This is a genomic window from Brevibacterium sp. JSBI002 (assembly GCF_026013965.1).
Lineage (GTDB): Bacteria > Actinomycetota > Actinomycetes > Actinomycetales > Brevibacteriaceae > Brevibacterium.
The window spans coordinates 1,537,990-1,560,725 of the sequence record NZ_CP110341.1; the positions used below are offsets into that span (position 1 = coordinate 1,537,990).

The window sequence follows — 22,736 nt, forward strand, 5'->3', positions numbered from 1 at the left end:
AGCCCCCAAGAATCGGTTTGACATCAACGTTAACGGTTCCGAATGTGCGAAGCTTCCCAATTCAGGGAGGTTTCGCAGGATGTTCGCACCGGGCGAAAGGAGTCTGTGAAACGGACGCTGAGGTTTCAACTAGACTGGTGGGGCGGTGCAGCGAAAGGATTACATGACAGAGAATGCCCCTCGGGCCGTGCCGGACTCACCGGCACCGACACGCGGCACCAAACGACGACGGACTCCACGTCTGGCCACGACCTCGGGCGTTCTCACCTACGTCTTCATCGCGCTGGCCGTGCTTCTGCCGGTTCCGTACATGCTTCAGCTGCCGGGACCGGTTTTCAACACCCTCGGCGACTACCAGGGCGACCCCATGATCAGCGTATCCGGAGCCAAGACCTATCCGACTGCAGGCCGCATCGACATGCTCACCGTCGCCGTCAGCGGCGGACCCGGTCGCGACATCTTTGCCTCTCAGGCACTCGGCGCCCTCATCAACGGCGAACAGACCGTCGTCCCCACTGAGGCGTACTACCCGCTGGACACCACTCGCGAGGACGTGACCGAATCGAATGCGGTCGAGATGTCCTCGAGCCAGGATGTCGCCATCGCCGCCGCCATGGGCCAGATGGACAAGTCGTACTCCGTGCATCTGTCGGTCGATGACGTCGTTGCCGATGCTCCGGCTCAGGGCAAGCTGCGCAAGGGAGACCGACTCATGTCCGTCAACGGCAAGAAGCTCGATTCCGATCCCCAGGCCGCGCAGATCATGAGCAGGACAGTCCAGGGGACTGACTCCGTCGAGCTCGGCATCGAACGCAACGGGAAATCGAAGACGATCTCGCTGACTCCCGCGAAGGTCGACGACCGCAAGGCAATCGGCATCACGATGAAGCAGGACTTCGAGTTCCCCGTCGACGTGAAGTTCAACGTCGACGGCGTCGGCGGTCCTTCAGCCGGGACGATGTTTGCTCTGGCCATCATCGATGAACTCACTCCCGGTGCGATGACAGGCGGCAAGCATGTGGCGGGCACGGGAGAGATCACACCTGACGGAACGGTCGGCCCGATCGGCGGTGCTCGCCAGAAAGTGGCCGCCGCCACCGAGAAGGGAGCGACGCTGTTCCTCTCGCCCGCCGACAACTGTGCGGAGGTCATGGCCGCCGCAGACCAATCCAAGATCACGGTGGCGCGCATCGACACGCTCGATGACGCGCAGACCACCGTGGAGCAATACGCCGCCGGCAACACTTCGGACCTGCCGAAATGTCCCGCCGATGGCGCCGACAACAATGAGAAAGGGCAGTAGTGAGCACCTCGTCCTCACCCACCTCCGCACGCATGCCGGCGAATCGGCCAAGACGTTCGCCGCTGCTGCTCACCCTCGTGTCTGTGGCGATCCTGCTGATCGCCTTCATCGCCTTCACCCAGGTCTACACCGAGGTGCTGTGGTTCCGCCAGATCGACGCAGCGAACGTCTTCCGGACCATGTGGCTCACCCGGGGACTGACATTCCTCGGCGGATTCATTCTCATGGCCGTTCCGGTCTGGCTGAGTCTCCATCTGGCCTACCGCCATCGTCCGGTCTACGCGCCGACGACTCCGCGACAGGAGAACCTCGACCGTTATCGTGAGGCCATCGAGCCTCTGCGTCGGGTCGCGACGATCGCGATTCCCGCGGTCATGGGTGTCCTCGCCGGCATCACCGCCTCGGCGAATTGGAACACGATCCTCGAATGGATCAACTCGACGTCCTTCGGCTCGAAGGATCCTCAGTTCGGTCTCGACAAGTCGTTCTTCGTCTTCGTGCTACCTGGCCTGCGCCTCATCGGCAACCAGCTGGGCATGGCTCTGCTTCTGGCGCTCATCGCCGCCCTCGTCGCCCATTATCTCTTCGGCGGAATCCGTCCGGGCGAGCAGAAGGGCGTCATCCTGACGAAGGCCGCTCAGTGGCAGCTGGGCATCACCGTGGCGGTTCTCGTCATCGTTCAGGCTGGCCGGCTGTGGCTCTCCCGCTACGATCGGATGACCGCTGCCGGCGGGATCGTCCCCGGCGTCACCTACGTCGATGATCATGCCGCCCTGCCGGCCATGGCGATCGTTGCCATCGCCGCCGTCCTGGTCGCACTGCTGTTCGTCTATACCGCGTGGAAGGGCAACTGGCGGATCTCGATCATCGCCACGCTCACCCTCATCGTGCTCGGCGGCGTTTCGATCATCGCGTACCCGGCCCTGCTCCAGCAGTTCCAGGTCAATCCGTCGCAGCAGAGCAAGGAATCCGATTACATCCAGCACAACATCGACGCCACGCGCGATGCGTTCGACTTCGATGACATCGAGGTGACTCCGTATTCGCCGAGCACCACTGGCAAGGAGGGCGACCTGCGCAAGGACGCAGAGACCGCGGCGTCGATCCGCCTCCTGGATCCGAACCTCGTCTCGGATACCTTCCGGCAGCTGCAGCAGGTTCGACCGTACTACTCGTTCCCGCAGAAGCTCGACGTCGATCGCTACAACATCGACGGGGACATGCGCGACACTGTCATCTCGGTGCGTGAACTCGCCCCGAGTTCGGTGAACAACCAGAGCTGGTTCAACCGGGCGATCGTCTACACTCACGGATTCGGTGTGGTCGCAGCCAACGGCAACCAGCGCAACCCGGACGGCGAGCCGCTGTTCATGGAGTCGGATATTCCGCCGAAGGGCGAGTTCCCCGAATACGAACCGCGTGTGTACTTCGGAGAGTCATCTCCGGACTACTCGATCGTCGGCGCACCGAAGGGTGCGACTCCGCGTGAGCTCGACTATCCCTCCGATGAGAAGAGCGGCTCCGGTCAGGTCAACAGCACCTTCTCCGGTGACGGCGGACCGTCGGTGGGCAATGTCTTCAACCGTCTCGCCTACGCCCTGAAGTTCCAGGACGAGCAGATCCTTCTCTCGGACGCGCTGAACGACGAGTCCCAGATCCTCTACGATCGGCACCCGCGTGAGCGTGTGGAGAAGCTCGCCCCCTTCCTCAAGGTCGACGGCGATCCGTACCCGGCCGTCGTGGACGGGAAGATCAAGTGGATCCTCGACGGCTACACCACTGCCGAGGACTACCCGTATTCGACACCGCAGCCGCTCCAGCAGGCCACCGAGGATTCAACCACGGCGTCGGCTCCGAATTCGGTGGCGACTCTGCCGGACGATGAGGTCAACTACATCAGGAACTCGGTGAAGATCACCGTCGATGCCTACGACGGTTCTGTCGACATGTACCAGTGGGACAAGGACGATCCGGTCCTGAAGACTTGGATGAAGGTGTTCCCCGGACTCATCAAGTCGTCCTCGGAGATGTCCGGTGACCTGATGAGCCACGTCCGGTACCCGGAGGACATGTTCAAGGTCCAGCGCGACCTGCTCACCAAGTACCATGTCACCTCCGCCAGTGAGTTCTACTCCGGTCAGGACTTCTGGACCCTGCCGACCGATCCGACGACGAAGGCGAGCAGCGGACTGACGCAGCCGCCGTTCTACATGACCCTGCAGATGCCGGGCCAGCAGTCGCCGTCGTTCTCGCTGACGAGCTCGTATATCCCGGCTCGGTCGTCCGAGGGGCAGTCGAGAAACAACCTCACCGGGTTCCTCTCTGCCGATGCCGATGCCGGCAATCAGAAGGGCGAGACAGCCGAGGGCTACGGCAAGCTGCGGCTGCTGCAGCTTCCGCGCAACACCACTGTGCCCGGACCTGGTCAGGCTCAGAACAACTTCAATACCGCACCCGATGTGCAGCGCAGTCTGAACCTGCTGCGTCAGGGTGAGTCCGAAGTCGAGAACGGCAACCTGCTGACTCTGCCGATCGGCGGCGGTCTGCTGTACGTCCAGCCGGTCTATGTCCGGTCCGCCGGTGAGACCTCCTATCCGCTGCTGCAGCACGTGCTCGTGGCCTTCGGTGAGGACATCGGGTTCGCTCCGACCCTCGACGAGGCGCTCGACCAGGTGTTCGGCGGAGACTCCGGAGCCTCGGCCGGCGACGCCGGAACCGAGGACAGCGGAGACGGCGAATCGGGATCGACCTCCGGCGGAGAGGACGCGGATTCGAAGTCCGGCTCGCCGGACAAGGCTCTCAACGATGCTCTGCAGGAGGCGAAGAAGGCCATGGAGGATTCCGATGCCGCGCTGAAGGACGGCGATTTCGCGGAGTACGGAAAGGCTCAGGACCGTCTGAAGAAGGCGCTCGAGGATGCCGTCGCGGCTGACCCGTCGCTGGCAGAGGACGCGGCGGGCCAGGATTCCTCCGCTCCCGCCTCTGAGCCGGCTGACGAAGGCGGCGACTCGGGCAACTGAGTCTGAAGCGAACCGGTACGGCGCTGTGAGGCCGTGCCGACCGAGTTCGGGCTTTCCGCGACGAACGCCCCTGGGACATCCCAGGGGCGTTCGTCGTTCTCGTTGGAGTATTCGAGACTCGGCATTCGCGCCCTTTGCTCCGAACGCAAGGTACAGACATCGTTCGCGGCGCGGCCCACCTGAGGCTCGGCTTCTGCCGGGACACGAAAGGCAAGCCGCTCCGCCAATCCGGCTAATTGCTACCTGACGGCGGCTCAGCAACCTCGCGCGAGGTAGCTGAGCCGCCGTCAGGTAGCTCTAGGGGTGTCTCAGGCGACGATTTCATCCTTGGGCTCGACCGCGTGGGCGATGGCGGCGCCGATGACCGTGCCGATGGCGATGGTGAAGAACGTGGTCGCAGCCGCCAGCATGCTGCCGGCAACCCCAGTGCCGTCTCCGAATTCGATCTGCGAAGCGTTGAGGAGCCCGAACGACCCGGGAGCGACGACGAGGAACGCGGGCACGAAGCTGATCCGCCAGATCGGGCCTTTCGGCAGACGCGAGAGCACGACGGCCACCACCGATGCGGTCAAAGCGCCGGCCAGGCCGCCGATGGCCGCACCGAATTCGGCACCGATGCCCAGTTGTGCCAGTGCGGCCGCAGCGATAGTGAGGACGATCGGCACCGTGTGCTCGAGCGGAGTGTGCAGATAGATGATGAGGCCCAGCGTCGCGGCGGCCACGCCCAGGGCGGACAGCCACCATGTCGAGGCGGTGAGCTGGGAGTTCGCAAGCGCCTCGGCGCCGGTGCCAGTGACGACGGAGGCACCGGCGACTCCGGCGATGAACATCGCCAACTGGACGGTGGCCGAGACGAGCCGGGAACTGCCTGCCGAGAGGGCGCCGGCGGAGATCTCGGTCAGTCCGGTGACCACAGCGCTGCCAGGCAGTAGCAGCGCCAGGGTGGCGACGCTCGTGCGCAGGGGACTGTCCAGCCAGTCAAGGCGGAAGCCGACGAGGATGAGCACCGCGACGATGAACGCCGAGGCGACCGGCAGCAGCGGTCCGAGGCTGGGGTGCCGGGCGTTGACGGCGAGCACACCTGCGACGATGAGCGAACCGAGAGCGGCGAAGGCGAGGTTGACCAGTCCCGGTTCGAGCAGCAGGCACAGCCCGACGCCGACGGGCACCGCGCCGAGGCAGGTCACCCATCCGGGCCAGCGCGGGGGAGTGCCGTAGACCTCGGCCTCGATCATGCGGCGAGCGGCGTCGATGCCGAGCCGACGCGACCGCACGGCATCGACGATGTCGAGCAGCTTCGCCGTCTGGTCGAACCGCAGGTCAGGGCCGATGCGTTCGAACCGGGTGGGACTGCCGGGGCCGATGGTGAGGAACAGGCCCTTGGGAAGAGCTGCGACATTGATCGACTTCAGGCCGACGGCAGGTGCCAGTCCGGTCAGTGCGTCTTCGACATCGACCGAGGAGATCCCACCGGCGAGCAGCCCCGTCCCGATCGTCACCAGCAGCTCCTGCGCAGGGACGGTCTTTTCGCTTGCCTCGTGCACTCCCAATCCCTCTCGTCTGCAGATCGGCCGACGAAGTAGAAGATACCAGCCTCTTAGCGGACCGATTTGGCGCTGGATGCTCTCGAGCGCGTTATGGGAAGGAACGAAAACCAGGAATACCGGCCAATTATTCACCATCAGACGGGAAGCCAATATGTTTCCATTGCTTACACAGAGCGACTACGCGAATCTGAATAAACCTCGGTCGGCTGACGGGTGATTCTTATGATAATGCCGCAGCCGAAGCGTTAAACAAACTATTTAAGAAAGAGGTGGTGTGGCGCGAAGGTCCGTGGACTGGTCGTGATGCTGTGGAATTCGCGACTTTGGAGTGGGTGCATTGGTATAACAACACCCGCCCACATTCGTACTGCAAGGACCTCGCTCCAGCGCAGCTCGACGAACACTACTACACTGAAGCCAGCCGGTCAGAGGTGGCTGGCGTACCGTTATGAGCTCTCCACTGAACTCGGGGCGATCCAGTGAGAGTCGATGGAGACCCTGAGAAGGTCTACCAAGAGCTGTTGCCCCTGTTCGAGAAGTACAAGCTCGATGACAACTTCACTGCTCTCGTTTACCCGGCCGATGCAATCAACGAGCAGTTCTCCCGCTCATCTGAAGATGCACGTTGGTTGATCACTGCCTCAGTTGTGGCAGGAGTCCTGACCGTGGTCTTGAGCATCGTGGCTGTTGTGGTCGCCTATGAACGATGGCGTGTGCACTCAGCTATCCGCAGGCTCCACGGCTACTCCAGGCTCAAAAGCTTCGGGGAGGTCTTCGCAGGACTAGCAATGTCCTGGTTGATCCTCATCCCTGCCGCCATGGTGGCAGCCACCACTTTCTATGTTCTCGGAGGCCATGTGGCAATCCCAGAGTATTTCCATCCTCTGGTGCTTCTCGATGAATGGCCAACTCTGCTTGCTGTCACCGGCCCCGTTGTGCTCATGGAAACAGTCATAGCCATAGCTGTCGTCATGGTCTTCGATCGCCGCCATCCCGCTCTCCGCCTCAAGGAAATCTGATATGCCCAACCATAAAGAAGTAGACCCTGTCGTTTTCGATAACGTCGAAAAAACCTACACCGGGCGAACGGTACTCAGTCACGCTAGTTTTTCTGTCAGCCCCGGGGATATGGTCGCATTCACTGGGCCCAGCGGATCTGGGAAGTCGACAATCCTCAACCTCGCTGGACTCCTCGACTCTCCCGATGCGGGCGAAGTTCGACTTTTCGGCACCACAGCACCACGGCCCCGCTCGCGAGATGCCACTCTGTTCTTGCGCCATCGCCTCGGATACCTGTTCCAAAACTTCGCTCTCATTGACTCCGCAACGGTTCGCGAAAACCTGAAAGTCGCTTTGACCTACTCTTCCGACCGCAGCGATCACACAAAGCAGATCGCCCGTATTCTCGAGCGCGTGGGTTTGCCTGGGTACGAAGATCGCCGCGTCTACTCTCTCTCCGGAGGAGAACAGCAGAGAGTGGCCATCGCGCGCCTTTGGCTGAAACCATGCGAACTCGTCCTCGCCGACGAACCCACCGGATCACTCGATGAAAACAACCGCGATGAAATCGTCAAACTCCTGAGGGAAATGAGCGCCGACGGACGGACCATCCTCCTCGCAACGCATGACCATCGGGTAGCTGAAGTCTGTACCAGAACCGTAGAAGTCGCCTCCCTGAGTAAACCCAAACGAACATCAAACCAAGACGCAGGCCGCGAGGACGCACCTTCGTGAGAAACTTCGTCGCGATCACCCTCTTCCTCACCTTCATCATCACGGCAGCTCTTGGACTGACCACCGAAATCAAGCGTGCGCAGGAAACCGCCACTGAGGGTCTTACTCAAGATATGACGGTCTTCATGTGGCCCCGCGATGTACCCGTCCAGGATCCCTCGGCGACAGAACGAATTCTCACTACCGCGGCGGATGAGAATAATGTCAATCTTGTAAGAAGAACCGTTCGCCAGTCAGACGGAAACGGCCTCGACCTCACCTACTACATTCGACTCAACCACCCAACGAAGATCTTTAACCGCGCACGCCTCACAGGCGCAAACACGCTGACCAACTCCGAAACGCAGACGACAGGGACAGTGCTGTCGACGAAACCCGGCGCTACGAAGGAGACTCCGCAGAGCCTCGCGAATAGCTACGACCTCACATTCCGCCCGTTAGAAGACATGTTCGCGAACCTCCCAGCGATTGGTGTCTACAAAGCCGAAACCGGTAATCGCAGAGATTTCGAGGGCTTCCTTGAATCGATCAGCAGGCAAGTAAATGAAGAGATCCTCGAAACAGATCCAGATGCAGCATTGACCACCCCTGCCACGTTCGTTGAAGACACTGACGATGCAGTGGATGCCCAACCGTTGTCGACAACACCCCTTCTAGCGCTTTCTGGAACCCTCGCCGCGCTGGTCATTGTGGCTACGACCGGTGCGCTAGCTCGCGACGCCGCGGCACTCGGGGTGCAACGATTACACGGCTACTCCCTCACGCGAGCATGGTGGTCACGGCTAGGACTGAGAGGGGTGCTCAGCACTGGCGCGGCCGCACTATTGTGCATCGCAGCACTCCCTTGGATACCTGGCATGGATATCACAATCGCGGGGCGAGTTCTTGCAGTCCCAATCATCAGCACAACCGTGCTCACCGCAGCGGCTTCGCTGTCCGGAGTACTGATCATCAGCCGGGTCCGCGTCAGCGATCTTGTCAAAAAACGCTTCGCATAAAATCAACTGCCGACATCTCGTTCGCTGTCAAAGAATTGAGACGCTCAGCTCCTCAGGAATCGGGAGAATAGGCCCCTGCTCCCTTGAGCGCGTTGTAGAGAGTTTGCCGAGAGACCTCGTAACGTCGCGCGACCTCGGCCACCGAGATCCCCATGTCGACCATCGCGCGGCAGGCTTGCACATCCTCGTCTGTGAGCTTGCGCTGATAGACGCCCTGAGCCTTCGCCAGCTCGATCCCTTCCCGCTGCCGTTCGAGGATCCGTGCGCGCTCGAACTGGGCCATGCCCGACAGGAACGTGAGGAAAAGTTCCTGCATGGGGGAGCTGCCGTCCTTGGAGACGGTGATGTTCTCCGAGACGAAGGTGACCGCGCAATCCTTCCCGGTGAGCCAAGGGAGCTTGTTAACCTTAACTCGGCTCTCGTAGCGATAGGGCATGGCCCTAATTACTTGTAGTGCTATCTACCTTGCCGATGGGTCTGCGCGTCGCGGTCTGCCATCGAGGCGAGCATATCGTTGTAGGCGCGCAGCTCCGCGTCGTCGCTGCGAGCCTCCCGACGATCGATACGCTTGGCCTCACGGTCGGAGGACTTCGACCACTGCACGGCGACCATGATGGCGATGAAGAGGGTCGGGATCTCACCGATTCCCCACGCGACGCCTCCGCCAAGCTGCTGGTCCTCGATCGCGGTGTAGCCCCAATCGGCGCCGATGCTGCCGAACCAGTCGCCTTCGATGAGGACGTTCGAGCTCATGATCGAGATTCCGAAGAAGGCGTGGAATGCCATGGTGATGAGCAGCATGAGCAGCCGCATCGGATAGGCCGGTCGTTTGACCCCGGGGTCGATGCCGATGAGCACCTGTCCGAACAGATATCCGGCGCCGAGGAAGTGCATGATCATCAGCTCGTGGCCGATGTGCGTCTCGAGCGCGTACTGCATGATGCCTGAGTAGTAGAAGATGATGAGCGAACCGGCGAAGTTCACGCTGGCGACGATCGGGTTCGCGAAGAACCGCAGATAGGGGGTGTGGACGAGCCACAGCACCCATTCGCGGATGCCCCTCGACCCGTCCGTGCGCGCCGCGGTTCCGCGCATGAGCATCGTGATCGGTGCGCCGAGGACCATCGGCAGGGGCGCGACCATGACTAGGAGCATGTGCTGGATCATGTGTCCGGAGAACTGCACCTCCCCGTACACTCGCACCCCGCCCGAGGTAACGTAGACGAGCAGGACCATGCCGACCAGCCAGCTGATCAGGCGCAGCACCGGCCAGGAATCGCCTCGGCGGCGGAGTTGGACGAAGGCGTAGATGTAGGCGATGGAGGCACCGGCGGCGACCGCGATCCACAGGGGATCGATCGACCATTCGGTGAAGTATCGGGCGAAGTTGGGCGCCGGGGGCAGCGGGTCGCCGGTGAGGGTCTCGGCGGGAGTGGGATCTCCGACCGGTTCCTGTGACACCGGCGGCTGGGCGCGAGCCAGAGCGACGGCCAACCCCATGGTCGCACCGAAGATGACGAATTCGACGAGGATGAGCCGCCAGAATTCCCGGGCCGCCGAGGCGGCTTCTCCCAGACGTCGGATGACGAACTGCCGATGCCAGAAGCCGATGAGGCCGAGCAGAACGGTCGCGAAGGCCTTGGCGATGATGACCTGTCCGTAGGAGGTCATCCAGTCGTCGAGGCTGTGCACGCGCAGCAGCGAGTTGACGACGCCGGAGAAGGCGACGAGCCCGAAGGAGACGAGGGCGAAGTTCGAGTAGCGTTCGACCACCGTCCGCAGGTGGGACGAACGGGCAAGCCGGGTGCCGAGCAGGGCGATGACGAAGAGGCCGCCGAGCCAGATGGTCACGCCGAGGAGGTGGAGGCCGAGGCTGTTGACGGCCTGAGTGTGCCCCGAGGCTTCGGCGGAGTGACCCATCAGCGCCAGCGGGATCATCACGCCGACGCCGAGTACACCGGCCGCGGCGATGCCGAGGAAGGACCACGTCCCGAAGCACAGGGTCGAAGCCACGGCGATGAGCACGACGATGAGCACCCACAGCTGTCCGTAGGCGATCTGAGTGAGGAACACGCCCAGCTGGTTGGAGAAGTCGAGATAGGCCTGGGCGCCGACGGTGTCGACGAAGGAGAAGACGAGCACGGCCACCGCGGAGATCGTCCACACGACCGAGGACACCTCGGCGATCTTCAGAGACTTCTCCCACAGCGGCTCAAGGGGCGGTTCCGATGCCCCGTCCGTGGACTTGCGCCGACCGCCGCGACTCTGGGTACGGGGCAGGATGAGGAGTGCGAACATCAGGGCGCCGAGAGTCAGCGACATCGCGAGGTTGAAGATGAACTTCGCGGCCGGCAGGCCGAACTTCACGAACGGGCCGGGATCCGCAAGCTTCGTCGTCTCGGCAGCGCCAGTGAAGAACAAAGCGGTGGCCCCGGCGGCAATTCCAGTAAGAACTAGGACTGGAATCACCAGGTAGGCGACTCGTGAGGGGAGGGCCACGAGCGTCCGGGAGCCTTGTTTTGTGGCCGCCGGCGGCGCTATTTCGTTCATGGAATCAGCCTATCTCCCGGCTGCATCTCGCGCGCATCATCAAGCCTCTTGGGGGGCGGAGTGTGAGCGTACGCGGTCTGCCTCTATTACTCACCCCTACAGGGCGCGCGTCTCTCAAGCGCCGTTCTGACATCAAATGCGGCTGGTACCATCAATCAGATCGTGAATGAAAGAAGGTGTTGTGATGAAACTCCGTGGTGCCCTTATCGCATTCGCGCCCCTAGCGATCGCCGGCCTTGCCGCCGCAGTGTTCTTGGCCGTCTACGCATACCTGTACGTATTTGGCACCATTTTCGAGCTCAACGTATCAACGCTAGACGGACCCGGTCCTCGTTGGCCGTTCCCAACCATGTACCTCTCGGGTCTGACGTTCGCCATAGCGGCACCTGCCGGGATTGCATGGGCACTGATTTACACGCTTGGGATCAAGAAGATCGGTATGTCACGGAAGTCGGCGGCTCCCTCCACACTTCACACTGCATAGAACAGCTCTAGAGCCCAATTATTGGGTGGCGGTGGTCACACGCCTGAAGAGCGTGGTCGCTGCTACTTTATTATGTCCACTTACTACCGGTCGGCGGGGGAGTAGGCCCCTGCTCCTTTGAGTGCGTTGTAGAGAGTCTGCCGAGAGATCTCGTAACGACGGGCGACTTCGGCCACCGAGATCCCCGTGTCGATCATCGCTCGGCAGGCTTGCACATCCTCGTCCGTGAGCTTGCGCTGATAGACGCCCTGAGCCTTCGCCAGCTCGATCCCTTCCCGCTGGCGTTCGAGGATTCGTGCGCGCTCGAACTGGGCCATGCCCGACAGGAACGTGAGGAAGAGTTCCTGCATGGGGGAGCTGCCGTCCTTGGAGACGGTGATGTTCTCCGAGACGAAGGTGACCGTGCAGCCCTTCCCGGTCAGTGTGTCGACGAGTGAGTAGAGATCGCGGGTGTCTCGGCCGAGGCGATCCAGCGAGGCCACGCGGATATGGTCGCCCTCGCGTGCGTAGTCGATGAGTTTGTTCAGGCCGGCGCGATTGGCGCGGGATTTCCCGCTGAGCTTGTCCTCGAACGTCTTATCGCACCAACCGATGGTCTCGTACTGCCGGCCGGGGTTCTGGTCGGCGCTGCTGACTCGAACGTAGCCGAGGGTCTGTCCGAACAGGGCGTCTGAGGGGTTCTCGGAGTCGGTAGGCATATGTGTCCAATCACTGGAATCGCAACCCGTTTGACAGCATTCTTCCGGCCGAGATCTCGAATGTCAATGGGGTATACCCGATTGACATGATCGCACTCACTCGGCCTGCTGGGCCGAAGTTCGCTCGAAATTTGATGCTTTTGCGCGAGGCCCCCGCGGCTCGCACATTGTATGACCGGACCTGCGGCTGGTAACGGTTTGATTGCTTTCACACGAGCGACCCCGGAAGCCAACTCAGGGATTGTTAGGTTTAAGGACGGCTTATCCCCATGAAAGATCGTCCCCACCCTTTTTCACAGACTGCGAGACCATGCGAGAAAACTCCCGGATGGCCCCGGCCCCCGTTTATCCCCGCCGGTGGGTCCAGTGTGCCCTGGTGGCAGCCGTCGTCATCGTTTTCGCCATGGCCGCCACTGTGATCGTTTTCACGGCAGTAGAAACTGTTTCGAAGTTTCGGGTCGCAATCATCGATGGAGGAATTGACCCCACCTACCCAGCATTGAATAAGGCGAAGATCGAGGTTCGTTCGGTGCCGGGCGCCCGTCGAGAGTGAGCGAACACGGGTCAGCCATGGCCGCGATCATGGTTGAAAGTGCTTCAGTAAAACCATCTACACGATCTCCGGCGATCGAGATCGTCGATGTCCCGGCTCTTGATGTTTCTGGTGTCGGGGAAGTTGAAGACTTGGCGACTGGGATCACGACTGCGACGCAACAAGATGTGGATATGATCGTCGCCGCGCTCGGGACCGAAATGGACGCGCCAGAGCTGAAGGAAGCGGTCCGTCAAGCTCAAAACGATGGCGCGACCATCTTTTCCGCTGCCGGGAACGGTATAGGAGACTTCGCCTCATACCCAGCCCAATATGAGGAAGTGATCTCAGTGGGGGCACTGAACAAGTCAGGCCACCGCCTGAGATTCACGAACACTCGAGCAGCGAATCTCCTAGCTGCCGGTGAGGAAATCCACGTTGAGAGACCGGGAGGTGGGACCCAGTCTTATTCAGGGACGTCTCCTGCAACAGCGATTGCTGCGGGAAAGGTTGCCGCGTGCTGGCCATTGATTGCTCCACATACTCTTGATCAGACCCGCAGGAATACTCCTGTCGATCAAGCGATAAAAGAAGCCATTGAAGCACAAGGAAAGGACCCGAGGGAATGCAAGTCTCTTTAAGGAAGAGCGTCGCTGCTGTTGCAGCGGTGACCGCGTTAGCGGTGGGGCTGTCGACGGCGAATATTTCACCGGTCGCGGCCGACGAGCCAACCGAAGTACCAAGCGTCAGCACACATAGTGTCTCTGTTGATCCTGATGAGGCGACCTCAGGTGTTGAGTCGCTTGATGAGGGTGGCGACAACCTAGATACGTCTGTAGACGTCGACGCGGTCGGTGGCACAGTCTCCACCTCGGTTGAGGCTGAAGGTATTGATTCGCGTGTGGATGTCGCCACGGATTCCGATGCTCCTCTTGATGAGCTGATCCAGTCCGTGTCGGTTGAAGCAGTCGTCGATGGTGAAGACATTGAAAGCGAACTACTCGTCCGTGATTTCACCTATTTGGGTGATGAAGCCTTCGCCGCAACTCTCGAAGATGCTCAGTCCGGAGAAACCATTGAGGTTTCTTCTGCCCAGGTGAATGCGCAGGCATTCCCGATTCTGTGGGTTCTTGGCCTCCTCGCCCGTGTCGGGATTAAAGCAGCGATCAAGCAAATAGGGAAGTCGAAGATCAAGCAGGCTGCGTCGAAGTACTTGTTGAAGCAGAACGCGAACAAGTGGAAGCATATCCGGGCGAAGAAGCACAACTGGGACAAGATTGGTGCCACGTCGCGGGGGAAGATCGCGAATCTCATGTCCCGCGCGATGGCCAACGGCAAACACTCAACATACAAAAAGGGATCAGGCCGCCAAGCGGCCATGCCCTATAAGGGGAAGTACATTGTGGTGACCTATGCGAAGAAGGGAGGTCAGATTAGTAATGGATGGTGGGGATACCCTCTCAAGTAGGAAGAAGCTGGCCGCAGCGATACTGGAGTCGAAGGACGATGATTTAACGCAGGCATTGGCTCTCGCCGAGCGCATGTCGATCACTGACGTGGCCGAGACCTTGTACAATAACAAGCCCGATCTGCAGTTTGATCATTCCGAGCTGTGCGACACGTTCATCAGCGCATGGCTGGATCGTTTATCAACAGTTGAAAGGTTCGTTGCAGCGGAAAGACTCGATGGGCTCTATTCCCTAGGTCTGGTGTGGCTGCCACACGCCCAAGATCGTAGCTGGGAGCGGATGCTCCGGCTCGCGGCGTCGAGTCTTGACGAGATTGCGGACACCCTCACATACGCAGAGGGCGACGCGAACAGTCCTGATACGAGTTTTAATAGGCGTTACGCGATGAAGCTCGTCGAGCTGGCACGAGGACCACTGGCTGAGGTTGCAGGCGAGCTGAGTCGGCGTGCGGATGAACTTGTTGAGTTGCAGTCCCAGGCCGACGCTGAGGAAGAATCCGAGGGATAGCCGGATTCGGCACCTGTGGCGGGGCGCTCCAGCCCAGAGGCGAGGCCACCCATAGTGTGGCCTCGCCTCTGCGCGTGTGGGTCTTGAGGTTTTGCGCAGACAGCTACTGAAACCGGCGTCGTAGATAGAGAGGGCCAGTTCCCAGCGTCAAGGCGGTGTCGTCCTTGACGGTTTTGTTCGAACCGTGGCTCAGACCATAGACAGATTCGGTAAGAGGGTATACCCGATAGACATGCTGGCTGGATTTGCAGCACCCGAAGTAAATCGCACAGTTGTTCCCACTCTAGGTTGGCTTACCCAACGAAGTGGAGCCCTACGGGTTGTCAGATGAACAACCCGTATCTAGATTTGATTCATGAGCTGTCAAGTCCCGGGTTTTCTGGAGGCTGAACGTTCGTTCAGTTATTAGGCCGCCGAAGTCTGCAGGCTCGTGTAGTGGGCTGCTTCGATCTCGGCGGGAGTCTGATAGTCAAGCATCGAATGCAACCGTTCGGTGTTGAACCAATGCACCCACTCAGCCGTCGCGGCCTCGAGATCGTTGCGACCGGACCAGGGGCCGTCGGTGAAGACGAGTTCGTATTTGTATAACGAGTTCAGCGCTTCGGCCATGGCATTGTCGTAACTATCGCCGATCGATCCCACCGACGCCACTGCCTCGGCCTCAGCCAGTGCCTGGGTGTAGCGCAGAGCCCGATACTGCACCCCTCTGTCCGAGTGGTGGGTCAGCCCTACAACGTCGTGACCTGCACGTTTACGGCCCCATATGCCCATATTCAAAGCATCGAGAGCCAGATCGGTATACATTCGCGTCGAGGTCTGCCAGCCGATGATCATTCGAGAGAATACGTCGAGGACGAACGCGACGTAAACGAAGCCGGCCTCAGTGGGAACGTAGGTCAGATCCGCGACCCAGAGACGGTTCGGCTCCGCAGCGGTGAAGTTACGTTTGACGAGGTCAGCCGGTCGTTTCGTCTCGGGACCGGGCTTCGTCGTCCGCGGGAACTTCCCTCTCACAACACCCCGGATGCCCAACTCATTGCACAATCTCTCGACCGTGCACCGGGCCACGGGGCCGTAGGTCCTTGTGAGTTCGGCGTGGATCTTGCGGATGCCGTAGACCTTGTTGCGGCGGTGAGTGTGGATAGCCATGATCCTTTCTTTGAGCACCGCATCTCGCTGGGCTCGAGCGCTGACCGGACGGGTCTTGAAGGCGTAGTACGTTGATGGGGCGATGCTCAGGCCCAGGTCCTGGCGCAGGACCTGACAGATCGGTTCGATTCCCCACCTGTGCTTGTTCTCGTCGATGAAGGCGACGATTACTTCTGTAGGCGGTCGAACTCCGCCTTGCCGAAAAACGCGGTCGCTGATCGGAGGATGTCGTTGGACTTCCGCAGCTCCCGGTTCTCCTTCTCCAGCCGCCGGATCCGTGCCTGGACGTCCTCGGTCTCGACGGGCAGGTTGGCTGCTTCGGCTTTCTTGACCCAGTTGCGCAGGGCTTCCTTGTTCACACCGGTCTGCTCGGCAATGCGGGCGATGGCACCGTTTCGAGTCTCTGGGTCGGCGCGGGCCTCGAGAGCCAGTCGAGTGGCTCTCTCACGTACTTCTGGTGGATATTTCGAGGTAGGCATGATGAGTTGAGGGTAGTCCTTTCTTGGGTAACCGCACACCCTCCATCAAACCAAGGACGAATCAAGCTGCTGTTTTTCCGAACTTGTGCTGAACTGCCACGATCCCGGGGCTCTATCTCATTTCTGGTGCGAAGTGCTTGGTTATGTTGAGCTGAGTCGGGACGGCGATATCATCGAAATCGGGCCTGAATCGGGTTTTGGCGGCCCCCACTCCCACTATCGTCTTTACCCCCGTAGACGAACTGAAGACGGCACCCTTACGCCTACACATCGACGTCAACCCGGTGGATCGCGACCAGGACGCCGAGCTGGAACGACTACTTGCGTTGGCGCCCGACCAGCCGAAGTTGGCCAGACAGGTGAAGAGTCTTGGCAGGTACTGTCCGACCCGGAAGGCAACGAGTTTTGCCTACTCAGCCACCGCTTGACTCGATAGCCGGGTAACCCCGTCCAAATTTCTGACAAGCTAGCCGCCTTCGTGTGTCAAGCTGGTGGAATCTTCGACAGTTCCGTTCGCCGCTGAACCCAATTCTTGGACGGATTCGGTGAGCGGGGATACCCGCTAGACAAAAATCAGACTGTCGATTTCATACTTTTAGGTGATGTGTCCGGTCGGTCGGCATGCATATGCTCACAGTGAACAGCTACCAGCCAGCTAGAGAGTGCAAGCCCGCTCGGTGTTGAGTGGCCGGCCTTGAGTTGAAGCCGTGCCGGTATCTGCTCGCCCCTCATATAAACAAATCGGAAGGAACAAGCAGATGAAACGTCCTTTGATGACCGTCGCTTTGATCGCCACCACATCTTTAGCGATACCGATAGCTGGATCAGCCGCGGCCGCCGAGACAGGCGGGCAGAGTCAAGAAACTCAGATTCAGCAGGTACGGAAGCTTGCTGAGACAGGTGAGCTGGAGACTCAAGTGGAGGATCTCGCCACATACGTTTCCGGTGAACCCGGGAACCAAGTTCTCGATCTTGGCCACGCACGAGCTTCTGGAGCGAGCGAGATTGTCGTCGACGTGACCGAAGAAACAGTGGCTGCGAACAACTACCTTGTCGACGAAATCATGTCGGGCGAGAAACTCGAAGATGTTGACTTAGGATCGTTCCCGCTCGTCGAAGAGATGATGGAGGCCAGCCCCAGTCAAGGGGCAGTAGCTAAGAACGGCGAGATTCCGCTTGCGAAGGCAGGTGTCAGTGCTTGTGGAAACAAGAAGCATCCCGTGCCCTCGAAATCGCCAAAGCGGCACAAGAAAACATCATCGAACCCCCACAAATCGCTAAAGAAGGCCGGGTTCCATAAGACGGCCGGGTATGCTTGTGGTGCGCGAGGATACACATGCGCAAGTGACTACACCCAACAACGGGGGATCAAGACTAAGTACGGATACTGCAAGATGAGGCTACCCTCGAATAGTGGACACCCAAGTTAGCGGGATTCGCAGTCCTGCTGGAAGGATGTTCAATATGTCAGATCAGAAGCGACAGCGTCGCTCTTACACCCCCGAGTATCGGATCGAGGCGGCGAATCTCGTCATCGATACCGGCAGGTCGATCGCCGCGGTGGCCAAGGTAATCGGAGTCGGTGAACAGACCCTGGGCACCTGGGTCAAAGCCGAGAAAGTCCGGCGCCGCGGCGCCGGTGAGCCCACGGGTGCGTTGAACGAGGACGAGCGGGCTGAACTGGCACGGTTGAGGCGGGAGAACTTCGACCTGAAACAGGACAACGAGTTTTTGGGAAAAGCAGCCGCCTTCTTCGCGTCGAAGCCTCGAAACAAGAGAAATTCGAACTGATGGACTCGGAGAAGGCCCACTATGCGATTCGCCGGATGGCCAGGCTGCTCGAGGTGACGAAAGCTGGGTACTACGCATGGAAGAAGCGACGGCGGGCCGGGCCATCGAAACGCGCGAGAGCGCAACGGAGCCTTGATGGGCACGTCGCGGAGATCCACGCGGAGTCTGATGGTGTCTACGGGGCACCACGGGTGGCAGCGCAACTGGCTCGACAAGGCGTGAGCGTGGACGAGAAGACGGTCGCGGCATCACTGCGCAGGCAGGGCCTCGAAGGGATCAGTCCGCGTCGGTTCCGCCCGGTGACGACACTGCAGGGAGTGGCGACTCATCACATTCCGGACCTCGTGAAACGGGTCTGGGACCGAGGTGAGTTGGATGCTGTGTGGATCAGCGATATTACCTACCTGCGCACCTGGGAAGGGTTTGTGTACTTGTGCGTCATCCGCGATGGGTGCTCACGTCGAGTGCTCGGCTGGGCGATGGATGCCAGGCAAGATTCTGACCTCGTGGAACGAGCGTTGAGGATGGCTCATACGCTACGAGAGATGGTTCCAGATGACGTTATTTTTCATGCCGACAAAGGAGCGCAGTACACGTCAGCGCAGTTGCATCAGGCGTCTGTCGAGCTGGGGTTCAAGCAGTCGGTGGGGCGGACTGGAGTGTGTTGGGATAACGCGATGTCGGAGTCGTTCTGGTCATCACTGAAGACTGAGTTCTTCGAGCGGCGAGTCTGGCAGACTCGGGCTGAGGCGATGCGGGAGGTCGCTCGGTGGATCGAGGTGGTCTATAACCGGCGGCGGTTGCACTCGGCGTTGGGGATGGTCCCGCCGGTGGAGTTTGAGGAGAAGTTCCGGGCCGAGCACAGTGCCGGCCGGGTTCAGGAGGAAGCGTCTACGCAGGCTGCGTGACGTGGTTCACGTGTCCACGACTTGCGGGGAAGCTCAAAGAGTCCCGCGTTCCGAAACCAGGGTTACGTGACGAGCAAGAAGGCCTACTGGATTCAGTATGGTGAACCGAACCCTGAGATTACTTACTACACGTGGCCATACAAGACTTGGGGCGTGTATGTGAAGTGGTGGCATGACACACACTGAAATGATTGCGGACGATAGGCGCAGGAGAGTTTTGTGAAGCGCAGTAGACGTCGTCCGATCATTCGAATCGTTCTCGCGGCGGGAGCAGCGTGTGCCGCTCTCGCCGCGATAGCAGTCGCGGTGGTTGTTTCCCTTCCCTCGTTCTTCGTCCAGGATGCTGTCTACGACAACGTTCCTTCGAAAGCATCCTGTTCGGAAGTTCCGACAACTGGGGCCGTAGAGCAAGTCATCCGCGAGTTCCCCGAAATCGGTGATGCAGACCCGATTCTGGTCGACCGATGCGATGGTGCGATCATCGAAATACAGGTTGCCGACCACAGCACCCGCGAGGATGTCGAGGACTATCTGAAAACGAACGGAAAGTATGAGAAGTCAACCGGTTGGTGGTGGCGTTCGGTTCCCATCGCGATCCGCAATGTGTGAGTTCCTCGACGTCCGCCGCCTTGTGGCCGTGTTCGTACTTGCCTCAGTGGGTGCGGGCGCGTATCTCTTCGGATCCGTCCGGTTCGACTATTCAGCGCATTTCCTCGCCGGAGCCGGTGGCACGCTAATCCTGATCTCTGCGGCGAATATGCTCTGGTCATTGCTGAGCAATCGATGGCCGGCAGCATTTGCCTACAGTGCGCCGGCTACCGCAGCCGCCACGCTCGCCTCCATCGGCTTCGGCCTGGTCGCCGAGTTCACGGTCTTCGCAGCCCCTGTCGCTGACCTCGTCGACATCGTGCATCAGTCGCTCGGGGCGATCATTGTCGGCATAGCCTGCGTGCTCCTGGCCGGCAGTCGCAGATCGTGGATCGCAGTCTTGGTCAGCGAAGGGATCACGGCTGGGCTGGGCCTGGTGATGATCGTGATAGGAGCAGTACTTGTCGGAATCGTCTGAGAGCGAAGCTAAGAGGCAGCGCTTGCGAATACTGAGCCTGACAGTGCTGAGTCTGGTCGGCACTGTTCTCATCATCGCTGGGGTGGCCGTATCGTGGCAGCGCACGCTGATTCCCGGAGCCTTTGGTGGCACAGTCCGGAACATCGTGGCCTTTGAGGTTGATCAGCCCGGAGTCGATGACTGGGTGAGCCTGAGCATCGATGATCGTGAGATCACCACGGGAAACGACGCGTTGATGTGCCTGAGAGAAGGTTCGACTGCCGCCAAAACATCGTTCTCACGTCAGGTGCATGTGGATGGTGCGACCTGTGAGCTGCCGTTCCCACGGCAAGCCGTGTCGGACACGATCGTGCCGCTGTTGCTTGCGGGGATACTCTCGTCAATTGTCCTATCGAAACGCAGGCACCGTAATGTCCCTGGCGGCGACTCCTGAGGTCAGGGCGGTGTGGGACTCAACAGATCTGTCAGCGATTCATCCGAACCGTTTGGCAGATTTGTTGAGCTTGTATACCCTTTAGGCATATTTCGAGGTTCCCTCGCGAAACTATGCTGGAGGGCCACCCGATGTGACCATCGGGTGGCAAAATCGACACTCTCGACCCCTTATGATTCAACAGGAACGACACTAGTCGTCCTTTCCGTTTGAACATCGAAGGTGATATGAAATCTCGAATCCTCTCAGGTGTCGCCTGCATGGCCGTCACCACATTGCTTTCTGGTGGGTTGCTGGCGACCAGCACACCGACTCCGGCCTCGGCCACCACCGACACACTGTCGAACACAGCAGTTCAAGCCACTCTCGATACCTACCTCAAAGGCGTCGATGCAGCATGGGATGCAGGAACCAAAGCGCCAGGCACAATCTCTCTTACCGCGCAGAGCGGAAAGAGCGGTGCAAAACAGCCACTACTCCAACGTTCGGAAGTCCTGGAACGAGCAGAAATTTGGAAGGATGCCGGCCTTGACATCAAAGACACCCACACCGAGCAAGCGCCAGTTGAGGTCAGAGAATCGACCAACAAGGTCGAGCTAGTCTCATCGGTTCTGACGACTTGGTCGGTGATTGATCAAGAGGGCTTTGCCGACGAACCCTTCTCGACAGAATTCAGGAAAGTTGTTCTCACGCGAGCGAACTCTTCGTCGGCGTGGATCATCACTGACGATGCCCTCCTGCCTGACGACTACTTCGACGGCGAAGACAGTCAGACCATCAGCACAGCACCAGCGTCACAACCAGAACCAGAATCAAATGCCGATGACACCGTGGTCGACGAAGGTGAGCCCATCACCGATCTCGCACCGTTGGGTGAGGGTGCGAGCGAAGACAAACCCGCAGAGGGTTCTACTGACGGCAGATGGATAGTTCCACCAGTATTGGATGCATACAAAGGTAAGATCCAGATAAAGCAGAATAAGCTTGACCGGAACAAGGTCGTCGCGAAAGCTAAGCAATGGTCGAAGAGCTCTAAAATGAGCCCCAACTTCCCTAAGTTCAAAAACAATTGCGCGAACCTTGCTTCGCAATCTCTTCGTGCTGGGGGATGGCAGTACCGAAAATCATCCAATCATCTAGATTTTCGCACATGGGCGCCGAAAAACCTTATAGGTAAACCCACTAGAACATGGTCTCAGGCGTCAGCGCTGCACTCATTTGTAGCTCTCGCAGGAAAGAGGGAGCGGAAGGATATCTGGACCACGAAGCCGGGCGACTTGATCTTCGCTGACTGGGGACCGAACAAGTATGCGGACGGAAAGATTGATCACGTCATGATCGTGACCGGCTCCCTGACAGATAAACGCGGACACAAGTGGCCGCGCATTTCACAACAGTCGAATCCCCGCTACAACGTTCCCCTCAGCGATCAAGTAGACCGTCAGTACAGAGCGGGAGTGCGGAAAATTAAGTGGTATCCGATGATAATGGATTGATATGACTGCCTCATACGTATCACCAGACAGCGAGCTTCCCGCGGCGGGATTCCTGCTCCTGCTCGTCTGCCTTGCCTTCGTCGGGGTGACATTCACTCTGCTCTGCGTGTTCAAAAGAGAGCGCTGGAGAATGTACACGGCACTAGGAGTGATCGCAGCAGTGCTGATTCTGTTCGCAGCGTTCCTCCTCATCGGCACGGGAACTGTGCAGTCCGGCGGAACGTTAACTCCTTGCCCGACAGCACTGCAAGGTATTCAGCTGGAACCTGTTCCAGGTAAAGACTTGCCCGGGGGTATTGCAGAATGCCGCGATATCTCACAACGTAATACCGTCTTTGCTGGGGTAGCGACTGTTCTGGGAGTCGGTATCGCGGTGGGAGGGATACTCTCACGCCAGCGACGTGCACACAGTGCAGTAAGTCGCTAAATCACAACCGCCAGGGCGCGTCGTAAACTTAGGCTCACGTGTTTGAACGAGTTTGAGGCGTTGCGCTCTGGTGGTTGTTCCCTGAGTACTGGCCCGCAGGTGGTGTTAGCAGGGCACTCTTCTTGGCATAACTGTGAAGACGTGA

At 59.7% G+C, this 22,736-nt stretch carries 21 protein-coding genes, 1 pseudogene and 1 other annotated feature; of the genes and pseudogenes, 17 read left to right on the forward strand and 5 right to left on the reverse strand.

What is annotated here, in order from left to right:
• The first annotated feature begins 163 nt into the window (after positions 1–163).
• The gene (locus tag LJ362_RS06985) at positions 164–1,303 is read left to right on the forward strand and encodes a PDZ domain-containing protein (protein WP_264801437.1); all 1,140 of its coding nucleotides are present in this window, start codon (positions 164–166) and stop codon (positions 1,301–1,303) included.
• Positions 1,303–4,323 carry a UPF0182 family protein gene (locus LJ362_RS06990; protein WP_264801439.1) on the forward strand — a complete coding sequence of 1,007 codons (3,021 nt, stop codon included), beginning with the start codon at positions 1,303–1,305 and terminating at the stop codon, positions 4,321–4,323. The genes LJ362_RS06985 and LJ362_RS06990 overlap by 1 nt, the downstream gene beginning before the upstream one ends.
• A gap of 308 nt (positions 4,324–4,631) precedes the next feature.
• Here the strand turns inward: LJ362_RS06990 and LJ362_RS06995 are convergent, their stop codons facing one another.
• Positions 4,632–5,867 (reverse strand): threonine/serine ThrE exporter family protein, encoded by a 1,236-nt coding sequence (locus LJ362_RS06995; RefSeq protein WP_264801440.1) that lies wholly within the window; start codon positions 5,865–5,867, stop codon positions 4,632–4,634.
• A gap of 209 nt (positions 5,868–6,076) precedes the next feature.
• On the opposite strand from LJ362_RS06995, the gene LJ362_RS17080 reads away from it, so the two are divergent.
• Genes LJ362_RS17080 through LJ362_RS07015 form a run of 4 tightly spaced genes read left to right on the forward strand, consistent with a single transcriptional unit; the run spans position 6,077 to position 8,602 of the window.
• Entirely contained in the window at positions 6,077–6,322 is a 246-nt protein-coding gene (locus LJ362_RS17080) for an integrase core domain-containing protein (protein WP_413774245.1), read from the forward strand.
• A 27-nt stretch (positions 6,323–6,349) separates the two neighbouring features.
• Positions 6,350–6,889, forward strand: a complete 540-nt coding sequence (locus tag LJ362_RS07005; RefSeq protein ID WP_264801441.1) for a hypothetical protein — start codon at positions 6,350–6,352, stop codon at positions 6,887–6,889.
• Between the two features lies 1 nt (position 6,890).
• Complete coding sequence (locus LJ362_RS07010) at positions 6,891–7,604, forward strand: ATP-binding cassette domain-containing protein (protein WP_264801443.1); 714 nt, start codon at positions 6,891–6,893, stop codon at positions 7,602–7,604.
• Positions 7,601–8,602: a hypothetical protein gene (locus LJ362_RS07015; RefSeq protein ID WP_264801445.1), complete on the forward strand. Its 1,002-nt coding sequence runs from the start codon at positions 7,601–7,603 to the stop codon at positions 8,600–8,602. Before LJ362_RS07010 ends, LJ362_RS07015 begins: the two co-directional genes overlap by 4 nt.
• A gap of 52 nt (positions 8,603–8,654) precedes the next feature.
• Here the strand turns inward: LJ362_RS07015 and LJ362_RS07020 are convergent, their stop codons facing one another.
• The 3 genes from LJ362_RS07020 to LJ362_RS07030 all read right to left on the reverse strand — a co-directional run bounded on the left by LJ362_RS07020 (position 8,655) and on the right by LJ362_RS07030 (position 12,334).
• Positions 8,655–9,038 carry a recombinase family protein gene (locus LJ362_RS07020; RefSeq protein WP_264801446.1) on the reverse strand — a complete coding sequence of 128 codons (384 nt, stop codon included), beginning with the start codon at positions 9,036–9,038 and terminating at the stop codon, positions 8,655–8,657.
• 20 nt (positions 9,039–9,058) lie between these two features.
• On the reverse strand, positions 9,059–11,023 hold the full coding sequence (locus LJ362_RS07025; RefSeq protein WP_264801447.1) for a bifunctional copper resistance protein CopD/cytochrome c oxidase assembly protein: 1,965 nt from the start codon (positions 11,021–11,023) through the stop codon (positions 9,059–9,061).
• A 696-nt stretch (positions 11,024–11,719) separates the two neighbouring features.
• Positions 11,720–12,334: a recombinase family protein gene (locus LJ362_RS07030; protein ID WP_264801449.1), complete on the reverse strand. Its 615-nt coding sequence runs from the start codon at positions 12,332–12,334 to the stop codon at positions 11,720–11,722.
• A 376-nt stretch (positions 12,335–12,710) separates the two neighbouring features.
• On the opposite strand from LJ362_RS07030, the gene LJ362_RS07035 reads away from it, so the two are divergent.
• Genes LJ362_RS07035 through LJ362_RS07050 form a run of 4 tightly spaced genes read left to right on the forward strand, consistent with a single transcriptional unit; the run spans position 12,711 to position 14,842 of the window.
• On the forward strand, positions 12,711–12,887 hold the full coding sequence (locus tag LJ362_RS07035; protein WP_264801451.1) for a hypothetical protein: 177 nt from the start codon (positions 12,711–12,713) through the stop codon (positions 12,885–12,887).
• A 17-nt stretch (positions 12,888–12,904) separates the two neighbouring features.
• Complete coding sequence (locus LJ362_RS07040) at positions 12,905–13,507, forward strand: S8 family serine peptidase (protein ID WP_264801452.1); 603 nt, start codon at positions 12,905–12,907, stop codon at positions 13,505–13,507.
• Positions 13,492–14,334, forward strand: coding sequence for an SAR2788 family putative toxin (locus tag LJ362_RS07045; RefSeq protein WP_264801453.1), 843 nt, complete (start codon positions 13,492–13,494; stop codon positions 14,332–14,334). The genes LJ362_RS07040 and LJ362_RS07045 overlap by 16 nt, the downstream gene beginning before the upstream one ends.
• Positions 14,306–14,842, forward strand: a complete 537-nt coding sequence (locus LJ362_RS07050; RefSeq protein ID WP_264801454.1) for a hypothetical protein — start codon at positions 14,306–14,308, stop codon at positions 14,840–14,842. The genes LJ362_RS07045 and LJ362_RS07050 overlap by 29 nt, the downstream gene beginning before the upstream one ends.
• 405 nt (positions 14,843–15,247) lie before the next feature.
• On the opposite strand, the gene LJ362_RS07055 is transcribed toward LJ362_RS07050, so the two are convergent.
• Positions 15,248–16,470 (reverse strand): IS3 family transposase gene (locus LJ362_RS07055; protein ID WP_264801455.1). Its coding sequence is split into 2 segments (ribosomal slippage): positions 15,248–16,191 and positions 16,191–16,470, totalling 1,224 coding nucleotides; the frame shifts between segments, so codons are not numbered across the junction.
• Positions 16,069–16,201, reverse strand: a sequence feature (AL1L pseudoknot). Its footprint overlaps the gene before it by 133 nt.
• An 85-nt stretch (positions 16,471–16,555) precedes the next feature.
• On the opposite strand from LJ362_RS07055, the pseudogene LJ362_RS07060 reads away from it, so the two are divergent.
• The 7 genes and pseudogenes from LJ362_RS07060 to LJ362_RS07090 all read left to right on the forward strand — a co-directional run.
• Positions 16,556–16,873: pseudogene (locus tag LJ362_RS07060) on the forward strand (VOC family protein); the annotation flags it as partial.
• Between the two features lie 355 nt (positions 16,874–17,228).
• Positions 17,229–17,900, forward strand: a complete 672-nt coding sequence (locus LJ362_RS07065) for a hypothetical protein (protein ID WP_264801456.1) — start codon at positions 17,229–17,231, stop codon at positions 17,898–17,900.
• A 34-nt stretch (positions 17,901–17,934) separates the two neighbouring features.
• Positions 17,935–19,169, forward strand: a protein-coding gene (locus tag LJ362_RS07070; RefSeq protein ID WP_413774233.1) for an IS3 family transposase whose coding sequence is annotated in 2 segments (ribosomal slippage) — positions 17,935–18,217 and positions 18,217–19,169 — 1,236 coding nt in all. Because the reading frame shifts where the segments join, the coding sequence is not laid out codon by codon here.
• Between the two features lie 219 nt (positions 19,170–19,388).
• Positions 19,389–19,778 (forward strand): hypothetical protein, encoded by a 390-nt coding sequence (locus LJ362_RS07075; protein WP_264801458.1) that lies wholly within the window; start codon positions 19,389–19,391, stop codon positions 19,776–19,778.
• A complete protein-coding gene (locus LJ362_RS07080) occupies positions 19,771–20,235 on the forward strand; it encodes a hypothetical protein (RefSeq protein WP_264801459.1) in 465 nt (154 codons plus the stop codon). Before LJ362_RS07075 ends, LJ362_RS07080 begins: the two co-directional genes overlap by 8 nt.
• Before the next feature lie 43 nt (positions 20,236–20,278).
• On the forward strand, positions 20,279–20,668 hold the full coding sequence (locus LJ362_RS07085) for a hypothetical protein (protein WP_264801460.1): 390 nt from the start codon (positions 20,279–20,281) through the stop codon (positions 20,666–20,668).
• A 227-nt stretch (positions 20,669–20,895) separates the two neighbouring features.
• Entirely contained in the window at positions 20,896–22,164 is a 1,269-nt protein-coding gene (locus LJ362_RS07090) for an amidase domain-containing protein (RefSeq protein WP_264801461.1), read from the forward strand.
• The last annotated feature ends 572 nt before the right edge of the window (positions 22,165–22,736 follow it).

Coding starts and splice junctions, on each gene's coding strand:
- LJ362_RS07050 (WP_264801454.1), top strand. CDS start 14,306: ATGGATGGTGGGGATACCCTCTCAAGTAGGAAGAAGCTGGCCGCAGCG.
- LJ362_RS07065 (WP_264801456.1), top strand. CDS start 17,229: ATGAAACGTCCTTTGATGACCGTCGCTTTGATCGCCACCACATCTTTA.
- LJ362_RS07045 (WP_264801453.1), top strand. CDS start 13,492: ATGCAAGTCTCTTTAAGGAAGAGCGTCGCTGCTGTTGCAGCGGTGACC.
- LJ362_RS07020 (WP_264801446.1), bottom strand. CDS start 9,038: ATGCCCTATCGCTACGAGAGCCGAGTTAAGGTTAACAAGCTCCCTTGG.
- LJ362_RS07030 (WP_264801449.1), bottom strand. CDS start 12,334: ATGCCTACCGACTCCGAGAACCCCTCAGACGCCCTGTTCGGACAGACC.
- LJ362_RS07040 (WP_264801452.1), top strand. CDS start 12,905: ATGGCCGCGATCATGGTTGAAAGTGCTTCAGTAAAACCATCTACACGA.
- LJ362_RS07080 (WP_264801459.1), top strand. CDS start 19,771: ATGTGTGAGTTCCTCGACGTCCGCCGCCTTGTGGCCGTGTTCGTACTT.
- LJ362_RS06985 (WP_264801437.1), top strand. CDS start 164: ATGACAGAGAATGCCCCTCGGGCCGTGCCGGACTCACCGGCACCGACA.
- LJ362_RS07090 (WP_264801461.1), top strand. CDS start 20,896: ATGAAATCTCGAATCCTCTCAGGTGTCGCCTGCATGGCCGTCACCACA.
- LJ362_RS07010 (WP_264801443.1), top strand. CDS start 6,891: ATGCCCAACCATAAAGAAGTAGACCCTGTCGTTTTCGATAACGTCGAA.